This window comes from Tabrizicola aquatica (genome assembly GCF_002900975.1).
GTDB classification, from domain to species: domain Bacteria; phylum Pseudomonadota; class Alphaproteobacteria; order Rhodobacterales; family Rhodobacteraceae; genus Tabrizicola; species Tabrizicola aquatica.
Genome location: NZ_PJON01000006.1, coordinates 18,381 through 34,692, shown reverse-complemented (window position 1 = coordinate 34,692; position 16,312 = coordinate 18,381). Strand labels below are relative to the sequence as shown.

Below are 16,312 nucleotides of genomic sequence, written 5' to 3'. Positions count from 1 at the left end.
CTTATCCCCAAAGCAGCGGCGTGGCCGGGTGGATGTGGCGGTCGTCGTAGACAACCGGATGCGCGCGGTCCTGCGCCATGTCGGCAGGGCCGTCAAGGTCCGACCAGTCGGCCCCCTGCGCGACCAGGATCGCCGGAGCCATCGACAGCGAGGTCGAGATCATGCAGCCGACCATCACCCTCAGCCCCAGCCGCCGCGCCTCATCTCTGGCCCGCAGCGCCTCGGTCAGCCCGCCGGTCTTGTCCAGCTTCAGGTTCACCACGTCATACTTGCCCAGAAGCCCCGGCAGCGATGCCGCGTCATGCGCACTTTCATCCGCGCAGACCGGCAAGGGCCGCGCGATCTCGGCCAGCATGTCGTCAGCACCCTGCGGCAGGGGTTGCTCCACCATCTCCACGCCCAGCCGGATCAGATGCGGCGCAAGGTCGGTATAGACCTCGGGCGTCCAGCCCTCGTTCGCATCGACGATCAGCCGAACCTTCGGCGCCCCCTGCCGCACCGCCTCGATCCGCGGCATGTCGGCAGGGGTGCCAAGCTTGACCTTCAGCACCGCCCGGTGCGCCTGCCGTGCCGCCGCCGCCCGCATCGCCTCGGGCGTGTCAAGCGACAGGGTGAACGCAATCTCCACCGGCTTCGGCGGCGCAAGCCCCGCCAGTTGCCAGACCGGCCGACCAGCGGCCTTCGCCTCCAGATCCCACAGCGCGCAATCCACCGCATTCCGCGCCGCTCCGGGTGCCATCGCCCCTTGCAGCGCCGCCCGCGTGATCCCATCCGGCAGCGACAGGATCGCTGAGATGGCGTCATCCACCGTCTGGCCATAGCGCGGATAGGGCAGCCCCTCGCCCCAGCCGCGATGGCCGTTTCGGGTCACGGTGCAGGTCACCACCCTCGCTTCGGTCTTGGTTCCGCGCGAGATGGTGAAGGGATTGCGAAGCGGGAAGGTCTCGGCCTGGGCAGTAATCATGCGACGACAGTAGCGGGCGCGACCGTGCAGCGGAAGGCGCAAGTCTTGCTGCATATGCAAAACGGATATTGCACTGCGGCGCGCAACATTATAACCGTGGAATAGAACCAAGCGTAATATCCTTGCCCGCAGGAATCCCAGGATGAGCTTCCGCCTCCAACCCCCCGCCCCCGCCCGTCCGAACCGCTGCCAGCTTTTCGGCCCCGGCTCGCGGCAGGAACTCTTTGCCAAGATGGCGGCCAGTGCAGCCGATGTGATCAACCTCGACCTCGAAGATTCGGTCGCCCCAGCCGACAAGCCGCAGGCGCGGGCGAACATCATCAAGGCGATCTCGGACATCGACTGGGGCCGCAAGACCCTGTCGGTCCGCATCAACGGCCTTGATACCCCCTTCTGGTACCGCGACGTGGTGGACCTCTTGGAACAGGCCGGCCCGCGCCTTGACCAGATCATGATCCCCAAGGTCGGCTGCGCGGCCGATGTCTACGCCGTCGATGCCCTTGTCACCGCGTGCGAAGCCGCCGCCGGCCGCCAGAAGCGCATCAGCCTGGAGGTGATCATCGAGACTGCCGCCGGCATCGCCCATGTCGAGGAGATCGCCGCCTCCAGCCCCCGCCTGCAAGCGATGAGCCTGGGTGCCGCCGACTTCGCCGCAAGCATGGGGATGCAGACCACCGGGATCGGCGGGACGCAGGAAAACTACTACATGCACCGCGAGGGGCAGAAATACTGGTCCGACCCTTGGCACTGGGCGCAGGCCGCCATCGTTGCCGCCTGCCGGACCCATGGCGTGCTGCCGGTGGACGGGCCTTTCGGCGACTTCTCGGATGATGAGGGCTTCCGCGCCCAGGCCCGCCGCTCGGCGACGCTGGGGATGGTCGGCAAATGGGCGATCCACCCCAAGCAGGTGGCCCTGGCGAACGAGGTGTTCACCCCCTCCGACGCTGCCGTGACCGAAGCGCGTGAGATCCTGGCCGCGATGGAGGCAGCGAAGGCCGCTGGTCAGGGCGCTGCGACCTACAAGGGGCGGCTGGTGGACATCGCCTCGATGCGCCAGGCCGAAGTCATCGTGCGCCAGTCCGAAATCATCACCGGAGCTGCATGAATCGTTGACAAACCGCTTGGGAAACGGTCAGCGTTCCCTCGCGTAAGCCCGGTATCCGGGCAGATAGCAAAGAATACCTGAGCCGCGCACCAGGGGAAGGGAGGCCCCGCGCGGCGAATGGGAGGATGCACGCCCCGTGGCCCAGCCGTAAGGTTCGGATCACGGGGCGCTGCTGTTTCTGGCCCGACCTCTCCCCCCGAACCACCGCCGAATTCCGTACGGAATTCGAACCGATTTCCGGTCGGAAATCGTGGTCCAGGCCCCACCCGCGCGCATCAATGCCGGACCTTCGCCTTCCACCCGCCGACGCATGCCGCGACCGGTCGCGGCGCCCGTCGCCCCGTTAGCGAGCGGCGCAGCGATTGCCTTACCCGCCGGCCCATGAACCCCATCCGCGCACCCTCGCCCGACCCTGTGCCGGCCCGCCTTGGTTAACCACTCCCAAACGCCATCAGCCAAGCCCTTGAAAAACCAGGCGCCGCGCATCTGTCCACGCTGGCCACGCCCTCTTGCCCGCAACTGCCGGCCAAGCTACCCTCACCCCCAACCCATCCCCCGGAGGCCCCCCGCAACTGCCGGCCAAGCTACCCTCACCCCCAACCCATCCCCCGGAGGCCCCATGCACCCGATCGAAACCCGCCTCGCCCAGCTTGGCGTGACCCTCCCCGACGCGCCCGCCCCGGCCGCGAACTACGTCCCCTTCGTGCAGGTCGGCAACCTGGTCCACATCTCGGGCCAGATCAGCCAGGACGAACACGGCCTGATCAAGGGCCGCCTGGGCGAGGATCTTGCCGTCGAACAGGGCGCCGAGGCCGCGCGCCGCTGCGCGATCTCGCTGCTGGCCCAGTTGAAGAAAGCTGTCGGCGGCGACTGGGACCGGCTTGACCGCGCGGTCAAGCTGGTGGGCTTCGTGAACTCCACCCCCGATTTCGTGGACCAGCCCAAGGTGATCAACGGCGCCTCGGACTTCCTGGTCGCAGTCCTGGGCGATGCCGGCCGCCACGCCCGTTCCGCCGTCTCGGCCGCCTCGCTGCCCCTGGGGGTGGCGGTGGAAATCGAAGCGATCTTCGCCCTGAAATGACCCGCGTCCCCCTGCCCGCCAGCTTCCTGCGCCTGCCCATCGCCCACCGCGCCCTGCATGACCGGGCGCAAGGCCGGATCGAAAACTCCCCCGCGGCGATCAAGGCGGCAGTGGCGGCCGGCTATGCGATCGAGATCGACCTCCAGCTGTCCGCCGACGGTGTGGCGATGGTCTTTCATGATGAGGACCTGGACCGCCTGACCGACGCGACCGGCCCGGTGAACGCCCGCGCGGCGGCGGAGCTGGGGGGCATCCGTCTGAAAGACTCCACCGATACGATCCCGACCTTGCCGCAGGTGCTGGACCTGATCAGCGGCCGCGTGCCCCTGCTGATTGAGATCAAGGACCAGACCCTGAGCATGGGTCCGACCGATGGCCGGCTTGAGGCGGCGACGGCCGAGGCCCTGCAGGGCTACACCGGCGACGTCGCGGTCATGTCCTTCAATCCGGACTCGGTCGCGCACATGGCCCGCCTTGCGCCGCACCTGCCGCGGGGGATCACCACCTCGGCCTACGCCCCGGACGACTGGGCGCCGCTTCCGGCAGCCACTTGCGACCGCCTGCGCACGATCCCGGATTTCGACTCCACCGGCGCCAGCTTCATCAGCCACGAAGGCCGCGACCTGCCGCGCCCCCGCGTGGCCGAGTTGAAAGCCCAGGGCGCGCGCATCCTGTGCTGGACCATCCGCTCGCCCGAGGCCGAGGCCACCGCCCGCCAGATCGCCGACAATGTGACGTTCGAGGGCTATCCGGCCGCGCTTCCGGCTTGACCTTCCCGCCGCGCCCGCCACCTTCCTTCCCGATTGCAAAGGGGCGCGAATGGCCGACCTGACCCTGCACGACAGCCTGTCCGAAATCGACGCGGCCGACTGGGACGCCGTGGCCGCGCCTGAACAGGCTGCCGGGCGGCCCCTAGATCCATTCACCACGCACCGCTTTCTGGCGGCGCTGGAAAGCTCTGGCTCGACCGGCGCGGGCACCGGCTGGCAGGCGCGCCCGCTGACCTTGCGCGACGAGGGCCGGCTTCTGGCCGCCACGCCGCTATATGTGAAGGGCCACAGCCAGGGCGAGTACATCTTTGACCATAGCTGGGCCGACGCGTTGGAGCGGGCGGGGGGCCGCTACTATCCGAAACTTCAGATCGCGGTCCCCTTCACCCCGGCCACCGGACGGCGCTTCCTGGGGGCAGAGGAGCATCGGGAAACGCTGTGGCAGGCGGCCATCGGCGTCACCGCGCAGAACAAGCTGTCCTCGCTGCACGCAACTTTCTGCACGGCCGAAGAAGCCGAGGCCCTGGCCGGCGTGCAGGGCACGCTGCACCGCGTCACCCAGCAATTCCATTGGGAAAATCGAGGCTATGCCGGGTTTGACGACTTCCTGGCGGATCTGGCCAGCCGCAAGCGCAAGATGATCCGCAAGGAACGCGAGACCGCCCACGCCTCGGGCCTAACGATCCGGGCGCTGACCGGGGACCAGATCGAACCGAAGCATTGGGATGCGTTCTGGGCCTTCTACCAGGACACCGGCAGCCGCAAATGGGGCACGCCCTATCTGACCCGCAAGGCCTTTACCCGGTTCCACGAGACGATGCGCGACGACATGCTGCTGGTCCTGGCCTTCAACGGCGACCGGCCGGTCGCCGGGGCGCTGAACTTCATCGGCCGGGAAACGCTGTACGGCCGATACTGGGGCTGTATCGAGGATCACCCCTGCCTGCACTTCGAACTGTGCTATTATCAGGCCATCGACTGGGCCATTGCGAACGGGTTGCAGCGGGTGGAGGCCGGGGCGCAGGGCGAGCACAAGCTGGCGCGCGGATACCTGCCGGTCGAGACACACTCGATCCACTGGCTGGCGGAACCCGGTTTCCGCACGGCAGTTGACCGTTACCTGCAAGCGGAACGCCGCGCCGTGGGCGAGGAGATCGAGGTGCTGACCGCCTATGGCCCGTTCCGGCGCACCTTGGCCGAACCGTAGACCGGGGGTTTCACACCCCCGGACCCCCCGTGGGATACTTCGGCCAGTATGAAAGGCAAAGGTGAGTCTCGGATGCTCAGGCTTTACACCAACCCGCAGTCACGCGGCAGGATCGCGCGCTGGATGCTGGAGGAAACCGGCCAGCCCTATGACACCGTGGTCCTGGACTATGGCACTGGCATGAAAGCGCCCGAGTATCTGGCGATCAACCCGATGGGCAAGGTTCCGGCCCTGGTGCATGACGGCAAGGTGGTGACCGAGAATGCGGCGATCTGCACCTATCTGGCGCTGACCTTCCCAAAGGCCGGCCTGATGGCCGAGGACCATGCGGCCTATTTCCGCTGGATGTTCTTTGCGGCGGGACCGTTGGAACAGGCGGTGGTCAACGCCTCGTTCGGCTGGCTGACGCAGGGACCGCAAGACAAGCGCCGGGCGGGGTATGGCGATCTGGGCGACGTGGTGCAGGCGCTGACCGCGCATCTGGCGGCCAACGACTATATTGCCGACGGGCGCTTCTCGGCGGCCGATGTCTATGTCGGCAGCCAGGTCGGCTGGGGGATGCAGTTCGGCACGATCCCGGCCAATGACGTGCTGGCGGCCTACTGGGCGCGCCTGAAGGACCGCCCGGCCCGGCTGGCCGCAGATGCCAAGGACAACGCCCTTATCCCAGCGAGGCCCGCATGACCCCCCTACTGCCCCCCGAGGACCGCAAGACGCTTTTGCCCCCCTTGGGCGAAACCGGCTGGACCGCAGTGCCTGACCGTGACGCCATCCGAAAGGTGCTGAAGTTCCGCAACTTCTCGGAAGCCTGGGGGTTCATGTCCCGGGCGGCCCTGGTGGCCGAAAAGCTGAACCACCACCCGGAATGGAAGAACGTCTACAACGTGGTCGACGTGACGCTGACCACGCATGACTGCCACGGCCTCAGCCGCCTGGACGTGGACCTGGCACAGGCGATGGACAAGCTGGCCGGCAGCGCCGAGGTGCAACGCAACCACGGCGAGCCGGTCATGTCGCTGTGCGAGATCCGGGCGCGCAAGGCCTGACGCACCGCTCGTCGGTGACTTCGTCACTCCTCGCTGGCGCCCAGCCGAGGAGGAGACGAAGTCGAACGACGAGGGGGTGAGTCAGAGCTGCGACAGAAGATGCTCGCCGGCCGAGATCTCGCAGCCCGGCCCGACCTCTGGGTTGAACTGGGTCACCACCCCGTCCTCGGCCAGCAGCGAATACCGCTTGGACCGCGCGAAAAAGCCCAGGTGCGGCACGTCGAAGGTCTGGCCCACGGCCTTGGAAAAGCTGGCATCCGCATCGGCCAGCATGGTGATCCCGGCGGCGGTGGCGCCGGTCGCCTCGCCCCAGGCCTTCATCACGAAGGGATCGTTGACGCTGACGCAGATGATCTCGTCCACGCCCTTGTCGGCGAACTTGCCGGCGGTGCGGATGAAGCTGGGCACATGCGCGGTCGAGCAGGTGCCGGTATAGGCCCCTGGCAGCCCGAAGATCACGACCTTGCGGCCCTTCAGCTTGTCCGACAGGTTCACCGTTTCGGCCCCCGCGTCGCCCATGTGCAGCAGCGTCGCCTCCGGCAGTTTCGCCCCGATCTCGATCGTCATTTTCCCTCATTCCTCGTCAGGCGCTTGCGTTGCGCCGGTTACCCGATGGGTTATAGGGTCGCGCACGGGACTTGCCAGAGGGATGCGCGATGCGGGTGGTGATCGTCGGGGCGGGACAGGCAGGGGCGGCGCTGGCCGCCAGGCTGCGGGCATTGGGACACCAGGGCCAGATCGTGATGCTGGGGGACGAGCCCGCGCCGCCCTATCAGCGCCCGCCCCTGTCCAAGGCCTATCTTCTGGGCGAGATGGACGAGGACCGCCTCTGGCTGCGCGCACCCGAATTCTGGGCCGAAAATGGCGTCGACCTGCGCCTGGGCCAGGCGGTGACCGACCTTGACCCCACCACCAAGACCGTGACCGTGGGTGGCGAGGTGGTGGAGTATGACCAGCTTGCGCTGACCACCGGCTCCAGCCCCCGACGCCTGCCCCCGGCCCTCGGCGGGTCGCTGGAAGGCGTCTACACCGTGCGCACGCTGGCCGATGTCGATGCGATGCGGGCCGAGTTCCAGCCCGGCCGCCGCGTCATTATCGTCGGCGGCGGCTATATCGGGCTGGAGGCGGCCGCCGTCGCCGCAAAGCTGGGCCTGCACGTCACCGTCCTGGAAATGGCCCCCCGCATCCTGCAACGGGTCGCCGCGCCCGAAACCTCGGCCCATGTCCGCGCCCTGCACCAGTCGCATGGCGTCACCGTCCTGGAAGCAACCGGTCTCGACCGGCTGGAGGGCGACGACCGCGTGACCGGCGCGATCCTGAAAGATGGCCGCGTGCTGCCAGCCGATTTCGTGATTGTGGGCGTGGGCATCACGCCGAACACCCATCTCGCCGAACAGGCGGGCCTTGCCATCGACAACGGCATCGCCACCGATGCGCTTGGCCGCACCTCCGACCCGTCGATCTGGGCCGCAGGGGATTGCGCATCCTTCCCGCAGGGGGAAGGCCGGCTGCGGCTGGAATCGGTCGGCAACGCCATCGACATGGCCGAGACCGTGGCCGCGAACATGCTGGGGGCGAACGAACCCTATCACGCCAAGCCCTGGTTCTGGTCCGACCAGTTCGACCTGAAACTCCAGATCGCCGGCCTGAACACCGGCTACGACCGCATCATCACGCGGACGCAAGGCGGCACCAGCTTCTGGTACTACCGGGGCGACACGCTTCTGGCCGTGGACGCGATGAACGATAGCCGCGCCTATATGGTCGGCAAGCGCCTGATCGAATCCGGCAAATCCCCCGCGCCCCAGGTGGTGACCGAGGCGCCAGACCTGAAGGCGCTCCTCAAGTGAGGATCATCGGCGGCAGCCGTCGCGGGTTGAAACTGGCCGAGCTTGGCGAAGGCGACGCCGCCGCCCATCTGCGCCCGACCTCGGACCGGGTGCGCGAGGCGATCTTCAACCTTCTCATCAACGCCCACGGCAACCCGGTGACCGGCGCCCGCGTCCTGGACCTTTTCGCCGGGACCGGCGCCCTGGGGCTGGAGGCCCTCAGCCGTGGCGCGGTCGAGGCCGCCTTCGTCGATGACGGCACCAAGGCCTTTGCCCTCCTGAAAGCGAACATCGCCAAGCTCGGGGCGGAAGGCCAGACCCGCATCCTGCGCCAGAACGCCACCCGCCTGCCGCCGAACCATGGCGCGCCCTTCACCCTGGTTTTCCTCGACCCGCCCTATGGCAAGGCCCTGGGCGAAGCCGCCCTGACCTCGGCCCTGACCCAGGGCTGGCTCGCCCCCGGCGCAATGATCGTCTGGGAGGAAGGCACCGCCCCCACGCCGCCCGCGGGCTTCACCCAGATCGACCAACGCCGCTATGGCGACACCACCGTGACCCTTCTGGAAAGCCCCGCATGACCCGGCCCAAGGCCGTCCTCTTCGACTGCGACGGGGTGATCGTCGACAGCGAGGCCGTCACGCTGGACATGCTGCGCGCCGATTTCGCCGCCCATGGTCTCATCCTCACCCCGACCCAGCTTGAGACCGATTTCGTCGGCGGCACGATCGAGACCGTCGCCACCCGCGCCCGCGCCGCCGGGGCCAGCCTCCCCGAAGGCTGGGTCGCCGATTTCTACGCCCGCCTCTACGCGACCCTCGACCAAGGCACCCCGCTGATCCCCGGCATCCTGACGGTCTTCGACCGGCTGGACCAGGCAGGCATCCCCTATGCCGTCGGCTCGAACGGGCCGCTGCAGAAGATGCGCATCAGCCTGGGCCAGCACGGGCTGATCCCCCGGTTCCGCACCATCCTGTCCGGCCAGACGCTGGGCCGCCCGAAACCCGCCCCCGATGTCTATCTCGCCGCCGCAGCCGCCTGCGGGGCCAACCCTTCCGCCTGCGTGGTGATCGAGGACAGCGCCTCGGGCGCCCAGGCCGCGCTGGCCGCCGGCATCCCCTGCCTTGGCTACATCGGCCACGGCCCCGACACGCCCCCGGCCCGCCAGCTTGCCGCCCTCGGCCTCCCGCTGTTCCGCAGCATGGCCGAGCTGCCCAACCTCCTCGACCTCTGACATTTTCTGTCCCCAAATATCCCGGGGGTTTGGGGGCAGCGCCCCCATCAGCCTTTGCTTCGCGCTCTTCGCGCGAAGCAAAGAGAAAAGCCTCGCGGCGCCAGCCGCTCCATTCGAAAACCGCCGGTGACGCCGCGTTGCGGGTGACAGGCCGGGCGCCACTCGCCATTCTACACGGCAAATGAGGGCCACATGACCAGCTATCCCCATCTCCTCGCCCCGATCACGCTGGGCAGCCGCACCTTGCGCAATCGCAGCCTCATGGGCTCCATGCACACCGGGCTGGAGGAGACCGGCGACTGGTCCCGCGTCGCGGCCTTCTACGCAGCGCGGGCACGCGGCGGGGCGGGCCTGATCGTCACCGGCGGCATGGCCCCGAACCGCGAAGGCGGGGTCTTTCCCGGCGCGGCCGGCCTCTTCAGTGACAAGGACATCGCCAACCACCGCCGCGTCACCGACGCTGTCCATGCCGAGGGCGGCCATATCGTCATGCAGATCCTGCATGCCGGCCGCTACGCCTATTCCCCCGACTGCGTCGCCCCCTCGCCGGTCAAATCCCCGATCTCGCCCTTCCCGCCCAAGGAACTGGACGAGTTCGGGATCGAAAAGCAGATCGCCGACATCGCCACCGCCGCCGCCCGCGCGCTTGAGGCCGGCTATGACGGGGTCGAGGTGATGGGGTCCGAGGGCTATTTCCTGAACCAGTTCCTCGTCACCCACACGAACCGCCGCACCGACGGCTGGGGCGGCGCTTACGCCAAACGGATGCGCCTGCCGGTAGATGTCGTCGCCCGCACCCGTGCCGCGATGGGGCCCGCCGCGATCCTGGTCTACCGCATCTCGCTGATCGACCTGATCCCCAACGGCTCCACCTGGGACGAGGTCGTGACCCTGGCGAAAGCCATCGAAACCGCCGGGGCCTCGGTCCTGAACACCGGCATCGGCTGGCACGAGGCCCGCGTGCCCACCATCGCCACTTCGGTCCCCCGCGCCGCCTTTGCCGACCTTACCGCGCGCCTGCGGCCCGAGGTGACGATCCCGGTCATCACCTCGAACCGGATCAACACGCCCGAGGTGGCCGAGGGGCTGCTGGCCCAAGGCGTGGCCGACATGGTGTCCATGGCCCGGCCCTGGCTGGCGGATGAAGCCTTCATCGCCAAGGCCGCCGCCGGCCGCGCGGCGGAAATCGCGCCCTGCATCGCCTGCAATCAGGCCTGCCTGGACCATACTTTCTCGGGCAAGCTGACGTCCTGCCTCGTGAACCCGCGTGCCTGCCATGAGACGGAGCTGACCTACCCCCAAGCTGCCACCGCGAAACGCATCGCCGTCGTGGGCGCGGGACCGGCCGGCATGATGACCGCCATCGTCGCCGCAGGGCGTGGCCATCAGGTCACTCTCTTCGACAAGGCCCCGCAGGTCGGCGGCCAGCTGAACCTGGCGAAACAGGTGCCGGGCAAGGAAGAATTCCACGGGCTTGTCACATGGTTCACCAGCATGCTTGCCGCCCCCGGCATCACCCTGCGCCTTGGACATGAGGCGAGCCCCCAAGACCTCCAAGGCTTTGACGAGGTGGTCATCGCCACCGGCGTCACCCCGCGCGATCCGGGCATCCCGGTCGAACCGGGGGCGCGGGTGCTGTCCTATATCGACGTGTTGCAAGGCGCCGAAACCGGCCAGCGGGTTGCTGTGGTGGGGGCGGGCGGCATCGGCTTTGACGTGGCCGAAACGCTGGTCCACCAGGGCACCAGCCCGACGCTGGACACGGCTCTGTGGCGGCAGGAATGGGGGGTCACGACGCCCTGGGCCGACCGGGGCGGCCTTGCGCCGCAAGGCCCCCAGCCGCATCCCCCCGCGCGGGAGGTGCATCTGTTGCAGCGCAAGGCGGAAAAGCCCGGCCGCCATCTGGGCAAGACCACCGGCTGGATTCACCGGGCCAGCCTGGCGATGAAAGGGGTGCGGATGCAGGGTGGCGTCACCTATGACCGCATCACGGCCGAAGGGCTTTGGCTCAGCCGCGCGGACGAAGCACCGCAACTTCTGCCAGTCGATGCCGTCGTCCTATGCGCCGGGCAACTGCCCGAGCGCGGGTTGTCGGACCAGCTCGACCGGCTGGGGATCCGCCACCACCGCATCGGCGGGGCGGACGTCGCGGCCGAGCTGGACGCCAAGCGCGCGATCGATCAGGCCGCGCGCCTGGCTGCAACACTGTAGTTAGCCGCCCGAGGCTTCGGTCTCGGCCGCCGGCAGCGTGATCACGCCATTGTCGACCGCCGTCTGCAACTCGGTCGCATCAACCTGACCGTCCACGTTCAGGTCGATGCCGGCAAAGCCTTCCTCGGTCAGTTCCGGCCAGACCGCCTGCAGTTCGACCAGGGACCAGGTGCCGTTCTCGTCGGTGTCAGGGACATCGGGCAGCGTTGCCGTTTGGGCGACGGCGGCCGTGGCCAAGGCAAGCGACGCAAGGAACAGGGCGAAACGGGTCATGGGGGTCTCCTTTTTTGGTCCATGAAAGCAGCAGGCGGTCACGCCGCCCACGACCGGAAGCTGGGGGAAGTCAGAACGATACTCCACCCCTCTTGGGTGCAGCGCCGAAATCGCGGCGCCGATCCGCGTCATGCGGCCGTCATGCAGAACATTTTCCCGCCGAGCTGATCCCTCTGATCCTTCCGCCGCCGATCCCCCAGACGGCTACAGGCAAGCCTTCGCCCAGCCTGGCCGTTTCGTTGCCATGAACGATCCCCCACAATACCCCGGATAGGTCGCGTCATTGCCGCCATCCTGCCCGATTTCCCCCCGACACAGTGATGAAAAGGCGTGCGGTTCCCGAAGAGGACGAAATGGATCGACTGACCGAGATGGAGGCCTTTGCCACCGTGGTGGACCAGGGCGGATTCACTGATGCAGCCAAGAAGATGGGCATCTCGAAATCTGCCGTCTCGAAGCATGTCTCCGCGCTTGAGGCCCGGCTGGGCGCGCGTCTCCTGAACCGCACCACCCGCCGCGTCAGCCCCACGGAAATCGGCCTGGCCTACTATGACCGCGCCCGCCGCGTCCTGAACGATGCGGGCGAGGCGGATGCCCTTGTGACCTCCATGCAATCCGCGCCCTCGGGCCTGTTGCGGGTCAGCGTGGCCACGGATTTCGGCGTCAACCTCTTGTCGCCGATCCTGGGGGATTTCCTGCTGGAATATCCCGACATCACCGTGAACATGGTCCTGAACAACCGCTATGTCGAGTTGATCAGCGAAGGCTTCGACATGGCGATCCGCGTCGGCGACCTTGAGGATTCCAGTCTCCGCGCCCGCAAGCTGACCGAAACCACCAAACGCATGATCGGCGCGCCGTCCTATTTCCAGAAATACGGCCGGCCGCAGAAGATCGACGATCTGAACGACCACAAGCTGCTGCACTATTCCAACCAGGCCAACGGCAACGTCTGGAAGATCACCGCGCCCTCGGGCGAAAAGCGGCAGGTCCGCTCGGTCGGCTGGCTGACGGTGAATGACGGACAAAGCCTGCTCAACGCGGCGATTTCGGGCCTGGGCATCGCCTACCTGCCCAGCTTCCTTTACGCCGACGCCATGCGCCAGGGCCAGGTCGAAGAGGCGATCCCCGGTCTGCCGGTGGAAACCCTGGGCATCTACGCCGTCTACCCGCCGGGCCGCTTTACCCAGCCCAAGGTCCGCGCCTTCATCGACTTCCTGGCCAAGCGCTATCTGGAAAAGGGTCCCGACAACTGGTGACCGTGGCGGGGGGTCCCCTCACCGATCCGCGCGGTCCTTAACGGGTCGAGGTCACCACTGCCTCGACCCGTCTGTTTTTCTGCCGTCCCTCGTCGGTCTGGTTCGTCGCCCGGGGCGCGAGGAATCCCACGCCTTCCGCCGCGATGCGCCCGGCTTCGACGCCATGCACCTCGACCAACGCCTGGGCCACCGCTTCGGCCCGGCGCTCCGACAGTGCGATATTCGCCGCCAGACTGCCCGACGCATCGGTATGCCCGACCAGCGCCAATGTCCCGTCCGGGTTCGCCTCCAGCCAAGCCGCCAGCGCAGCAAGCGAGGCATAATCGCCCTCGGCCAGTGCAGCCGATCCGCTGGCAAAGACCAGATCCTCCAGCACCACCGACCCGCCGTCGTCCAGCGCCGCGCCGATGCCACCGGCAACCGGGGCCGGCAGGCCGCGCACGACCTCAACCTCCAGATCGACAGTCTCGCCAACCGGGGCCGCCGGCAGCGCAGCGGGGCTGACCCGGGTGATCTGCACATATCCCGTCGTGGCCGAGCGGCTGACCAGGACGGAAATCGCCTCCTCGCCCTTCTCGGCCGACAGAAAGCGGAAATCGCCCAGATCGACATGCATGTCCGGTTCGGGCATCACATCGGTGCCAAAGCGAAAGTCAAAGCCGCCGCACCCTTCCGTCTCGCAGTCCAGCAGCACTTGAAATCCGGCCGCGGCGATCTGGCTGCGCAGCGGGTCCATTACCGCCAGCGTCGTCAGGTCCGGCGCCTCCAGCTGGAACACGCGCTGCTCCAGCGCGCCCTCGACCGTCTTGGCCGGCACCGTCGCACCATCGAAGCCCTCCAGCGGCAGGGCATAGCTTCCTGGGGTTTCGCTGCGGCTTTCCTCGCCCAGCACCGGGGCCGGAAGGTCAAGCGTCAGACCATGGGCCAGCGACGGCAGGACCGCCCAGACCAGGGGAACAACAGCCTTCAAGACGTTCTGCACTGCCCGCGCCGCTTTCCGCGATCACTTCATCCGGTAGTGATACTGTCCCACAACCTGCATCCCAAGGCGAGAGTAGAGCGCACGGGCGGCGGTGTTTCGCTCTGTCACCACCAGCGACAGGTGGCTGGCCCCTTCGGACGCCGCCCAATTCGCCGCCGCGCGCAGCAATGTGGCACCGATTCCCAAGCGGCGAACGCTTTCCCGGACCTCGACCGCATGGACCATCGCATGGTCGCCATCCAGGGCAACAAAGGCCGCACCCGCCGGCCGGTCCTCATGCCGGGCCAGGATCGCGGCCCGCGGCCCTGCCGTGCGCGCCATCACGTTGACGCGCGCCGGGCCGATCCCGCCCTCGGCCCAGATCGCACGGGCAATCTCCAGCGGCGGCCAATGGGCAAAGGCCGACAACGGCGGCAGATCGCCCGTCAGCGCGGCCACCGGCGCGGCATAGGCCACCACGGGATCGACCAGCCGCCAGCCCCGCGCCTCCAGCGCCTGATCCAGCGCCGCCTCGCCCGGCCGGATCACCACCAGGTCATGGTCTAGCGCCTCCAGGTCGGCCTCGGCCCAGTCGCCCGCGCAACTGGCGGCCGAGACGCGCTTGCCGCCCCCGGCCCCGTCACGGCACAGGAATGCCCCCTGCCGCCAGACCCGCGCCGGGGGCCAGGTCGCCTCCATCACACGGGCCAACACCTCGGGCGTCATGCGAACAGCCTGGTCAACTTGACCATCGCCTGATCCAGAAGCCCCGGATCGGTGCCCCGGATCACCAGATTGGTGCCATGCGCCCCGTTCTGGATAAAGGGGTAAGACCCCATCGACAGGTCGGGAAACTCGGCCGCCAGCGCGCCGAACGGACCGGCGATCTCGCCCTCGCCCCGGTTGACCCGCAGCGTTTGCGACAGAAGCGGAGCGCCCCCGGTCAGCTTGGGCAGGACGCTGGCGACCATCGCCTGAAAGATGTTCGGCACGCCGGCCATCACATGCACATTGCCAATGGTAAAGCCGGGCGCGGTCGAGACCGGGTTGTCGATCAGAGCCGCCCCCTCGGGGATGCGCGCCATCCGCTGCCGCGCCTCGTTGAAGGGCAGTCCGGCCCGGTCATAATGGGCCTGCAACAGCGCCATCGCATCCGCGCGATGCCCGATGCTGGCCCCCATCGCCTCGGCCACTGCATCCGCCGTGATGTCGTCATGCGTCGGCCCGATCCCGCCGCTGGTAAAGACATGGGTATAGCGCCCCGACAACGCACGCACGGCCGCGACGATCTCGGCGTGGATATCGGCCACCACCCGCACCTCGCGCAGGGTAATGCCGATACGGGTCAACTCGCCCGCCAGGTAGTGCATGTTCGAATCACGGGTGCGGCCGGACAGGATCTCGTCGCCGATCACCAGCATGGCCGCAGTTGGGTTGGTCATCGCAGTCTCCCTTGTTGCCCTCGGGTATAGTCCCCGCGACCTTGCTTTCAAACCCCACCTCTGGCCAATTCCACGCAAGGCTCTTATGTAAGGGCCAAGGAGACCTGCCTTGGACGAACACCGCGCCCGCATCACCAAAGACGGCATCCGCATCTATGAGGATGCGGATTTTGCCGGCATGCGCGCCGCTGGCCGCGTCGCCGCCGAAATCCTGGACGCCGTCGCCCCCCTGGTGGTGCCCGGCACGACCACGGCGGCGATCGACGACTTCATCACCGAAGAGATCAAGCGTCGCGGCGTCATCTCGGCCACCATCGGCTACAAGGGCTACAAGCACGCATCCTGCATCAGCGTGAACCATGTCGTCTGCCACGGGATTCCGGGGTCCAAGGTGCTCTTGGACGGTGATATCCTGAACGTGGACGTGACGGTGATCGTGGACGGCTGGTTCGGCGACACCAGCCGGATGTATGTGGCCGGCCAACTGCCGCGCAAGGCCGAACGGCTGATCGAGGTCACGCATGAGGGCCTGATGCGCGGCATCGCTGCAGTCAAGCCGGGCAACACCTTCGGCGACATCGGCCACGCGATCCAGTCCTATGTCGAGGCGCAGCGCATGTCGGTCGTCCGCGACTTTTGCGGCCACGGGTTGGGCCGCGTGTTCCACGCCCCGCCGAACGTGCTGCACTATGGCCGCCCGGGGTCCGGTCCGGTGCTGGAGGAAGGCATGTTCTTCACCATCGAGCCGATGGTGAACCTGGGCCGGCCCGAGACCAAGGTCCTGGCCGACGACTGGACCGCCGTGACCCGCGACCGGTCGCTGTCCGCTCAGTTCGAACATTCGGTCGGCGTCACCGCCACGGGATGCGAGATCTTCACCCTTTCCCCCGCCGGCAAGTTCCACCCGACCTGGGGTTGATGGACCCAAATTCC

General features: G+C 67.7%; 18 protein-coding genes. 12 read left to right on the top strand and 6 right to left on the bottom strand.

Going from position 1 to position 16,312, the window contains the following annotated elements:
- Position 1 precedes the first annotated feature (1 nt).
- Complete coding sequence (gene dgcA, locus CXR42_RS17925; RefSeq protein ID WP_103258970.1) at positions 2–964, bottom strand: N-acetyl-D-Glu racemase DgcA; 963 nt, start codon at positions 962–964, stop codon at positions 2–4.
- Positions 965–1,106: 142 nt separating this feature from the next.
- Here dgcA and CXR42_RS17920 point away from each other — a divergent pair, with 142 nt between their 5' ends.
- The 6 genes from CXR42_RS17920 to CXR42_RS17895 all read left to right on the top strand — a co-directional run bounded on the left by CXR42_RS17920 (position 1,107) and on the right by CXR42_RS17895 (position 6,173).
- A complete protein-coding gene (locus tag CXR42_RS17920; protein ID WP_103258969.1) occupies positions 1,107–2,069 on the top strand; it encodes an L-malyl-CoA/beta-methylmalyl-CoA lyase in 963 nt (320 codons plus the stop codon).
- Between the two features lie 619 nt (positions 2,070–2,688).
- The gene (locus CXR42_RS17915; protein ID WP_103258968.1) at positions 2,689–3,150 is read left to right on the top strand and encodes a RidA family protein; all 462 of its coding nucleotides are present in this window, start codon (positions 2,689–2,691) and stop codon (positions 3,148–3,150) included.
- Positions 3,147–3,920, top strand: a complete 774-nt coding sequence (locus tag CXR42_RS17910) for a glycerophosphodiester phosphodiesterase family protein (RefSeq protein ID WP_103258967.1) — start codon at positions 3,147–3,149, stop codon at positions 3,918–3,920. The genes CXR42_RS17915 and CXR42_RS17910 overlap by 4 nt, the downstream gene beginning before the upstream one ends.
- 49 nt (positions 3,921–3,969) lie before the next feature.
- Positions 3,970–5,127 (top strand): GNAT family N-acetyltransferase, encoded by a 1,158-nt coding sequence (locus CXR42_RS17905; protein WP_103258966.1) that lies wholly within the window; start codon positions 3,970–3,972, stop codon positions 5,125–5,127.
- Between the two features lie 72 nt (positions 5,128–5,199).
- On the top strand, positions 5,200–5,811 hold the full coding sequence (locus tag CXR42_RS17900; RefSeq protein WP_245875486.1) for a glutathione S-transferase family protein: 612 nt from the start codon (positions 5,200–5,202) through the stop codon (positions 5,809–5,811).
- Positions 5,808–6,173: a 4a-hydroxytetrahydrobiopterin dehydratase gene (locus CXR42_RS17895; protein WP_103258964.1), complete on the top strand. Its 366-nt coding sequence runs from the start codon at positions 5,808–5,810 to the stop codon at positions 6,171–6,173. The genes CXR42_RS17900 and CXR42_RS17895 overlap by 4 nt, the downstream gene beginning before the upstream one ends.
- Positions 6,174–6,254: 81 nt before the next feature.
- On the opposite strand, the gene CXR42_RS17890 is transcribed toward CXR42_RS17895, so the two are convergent.
- Positions 6,255–6,740 carry a peroxiredoxin gene (locus CXR42_RS17890; RefSeq protein WP_103258963.1) on the bottom strand — a complete coding sequence of 162 codons (486 nt, stop codon included), beginning with the start codon at positions 6,738–6,740 and terminating at the stop codon, positions 6,255–6,257.
- 89 nt (positions 6,741–6,829) lie between these two features.
- Here CXR42_RS17890 and CXR42_RS17885 point away from each other — a divergent pair, with 89 nt between their 5' ends.
- The 4 genes from CXR42_RS17885 to CXR42_RS17870 all read left to right on the top strand — a co-directional run bounded on the left by CXR42_RS17885 (position 6,830) and on the right by CXR42_RS17870 (position 11,444).
- The gene (locus tag CXR42_RS17885; protein WP_103258962.1) at positions 6,830–8,023 is read left to right on the top strand and encodes an NAD(P)/FAD-dependent oxidoreductase; all 1,194 of its coding nucleotides are present in this window, start codon (positions 6,830–6,832) and stop codon (positions 8,021–8,023) included.
- Positions 8,020–8,580, top strand: coding sequence for a 16S rRNA (guanine(966)-N(2))-methyltransferase RsmD (gene rsmD, locus CXR42_RS17880; RefSeq protein ID WP_103258961.1), 561 nt, complete (start codon positions 8,020–8,022; stop codon positions 8,578–8,580). Before CXR42_RS17885 ends, rsmD begins: the two co-directional genes overlap by 4 nt.
- A complete protein-coding gene (locus CXR42_RS17875; protein ID WP_103258960.1) occupies positions 8,577–9,233 on the top strand; it encodes an HAD family hydrolase in 657 nt (218 codons plus the stop codon). The genes rsmD and CXR42_RS17875 overlap by 4 nt, the downstream gene beginning before the upstream one ends.
- A gap of 192 nt (positions 9,234–9,425) precedes the next feature.
- Positions 9,426–11,444, top strand: coding sequence for an oxidoreductase (locus CXR42_RS17870; RefSeq protein ID WP_103258959.1), 2,019 nt, complete (start codon positions 9,426–9,428; stop codon positions 11,442–11,444).
- On the opposite strand, the gene CXR42_RS17865 is transcribed toward CXR42_RS17870, so the two are convergent.
- The gene (locus CXR42_RS17865) at positions 11,445–11,717 is read right to left on the bottom strand and encodes an EF-hand domain-containing protein (RefSeq protein WP_146038109.1); all 273 of its coding nucleotides are present in this window, start codon (positions 11,715–11,717) and stop codon (positions 11,445–11,447) included. It lies immediately after the preceding gene.
- Between the two features lie 353 nt (positions 11,718–12,070).
- Between CXR42_RS17865 and CXR42_RS17860 the strand changes: the two genes are divergently transcribed.
- Complete coding sequence (locus tag CXR42_RS17860; protein ID WP_103259118.1) at positions 12,071–12,976, top strand: LysR family transcriptional regulator; 906 nt, start codon at positions 12,071–12,073, stop codon at positions 12,974–12,976.
- A gap of 37 nt (positions 12,977–13,013) precedes the next feature.
- Here the strand turns inward: CXR42_RS17860 and CXR42_RS17855 are convergent, their stop codons facing one another.
- Genes CXR42_RS17855 through CXR42_RS17845 form a run of 3 tightly spaced genes read right to left on the bottom strand, consistent with a single transcriptional unit; the run spans position 13,014 to position 15,379 of the window.
- Positions 13,014–13,958: an OmpA family protein gene (locus CXR42_RS17855; protein ID WP_103258957.1), complete on the bottom strand. Its 945-nt coding sequence runs from the start codon at positions 13,956–13,958 to the stop codon at positions 13,014–13,016.
- A 21-nt stretch (positions 13,959–13,979) separates the two neighbouring features.
- The gene (locus CXR42_RS17850) at positions 13,980–14,663 is read right to left on the bottom strand and encodes a GNAT family N-acetyltransferase (RefSeq protein WP_103258956.1); all 684 of its coding nucleotides are present in this window, start codon (positions 14,661–14,663) and stop codon (positions 13,980–13,982) included.
- The gene (locus tag CXR42_RS17845; protein WP_103258955.1) at positions 14,660–15,379 is read right to left on the bottom strand and encodes a competence/damage-inducible protein A; all 720 of its coding nucleotides are present in this window, start codon (positions 15,377–15,379) and stop codon (positions 14,660–14,662) included. Before CXR42_RS17845 ends, CXR42_RS17850 begins: the two co-directional genes overlap by 4 nt.
- A 109-nt stretch (positions 15,380–15,488) precedes the next feature.
- Here CXR42_RS17845 and map point away from each other — a divergent pair, with 109 nt between their 5' ends.
- Positions 15,489–16,298, top strand: a complete 810-nt coding sequence (gene map, locus CXR42_RS17840) for a type I methionyl aminopeptidase (RefSeq protein ID WP_103258954.1) — start codon at positions 15,489–15,491, stop codon at positions 16,296–16,298.
- Positions 16,299–16,312: the final 14 nt, after the last annotated feature.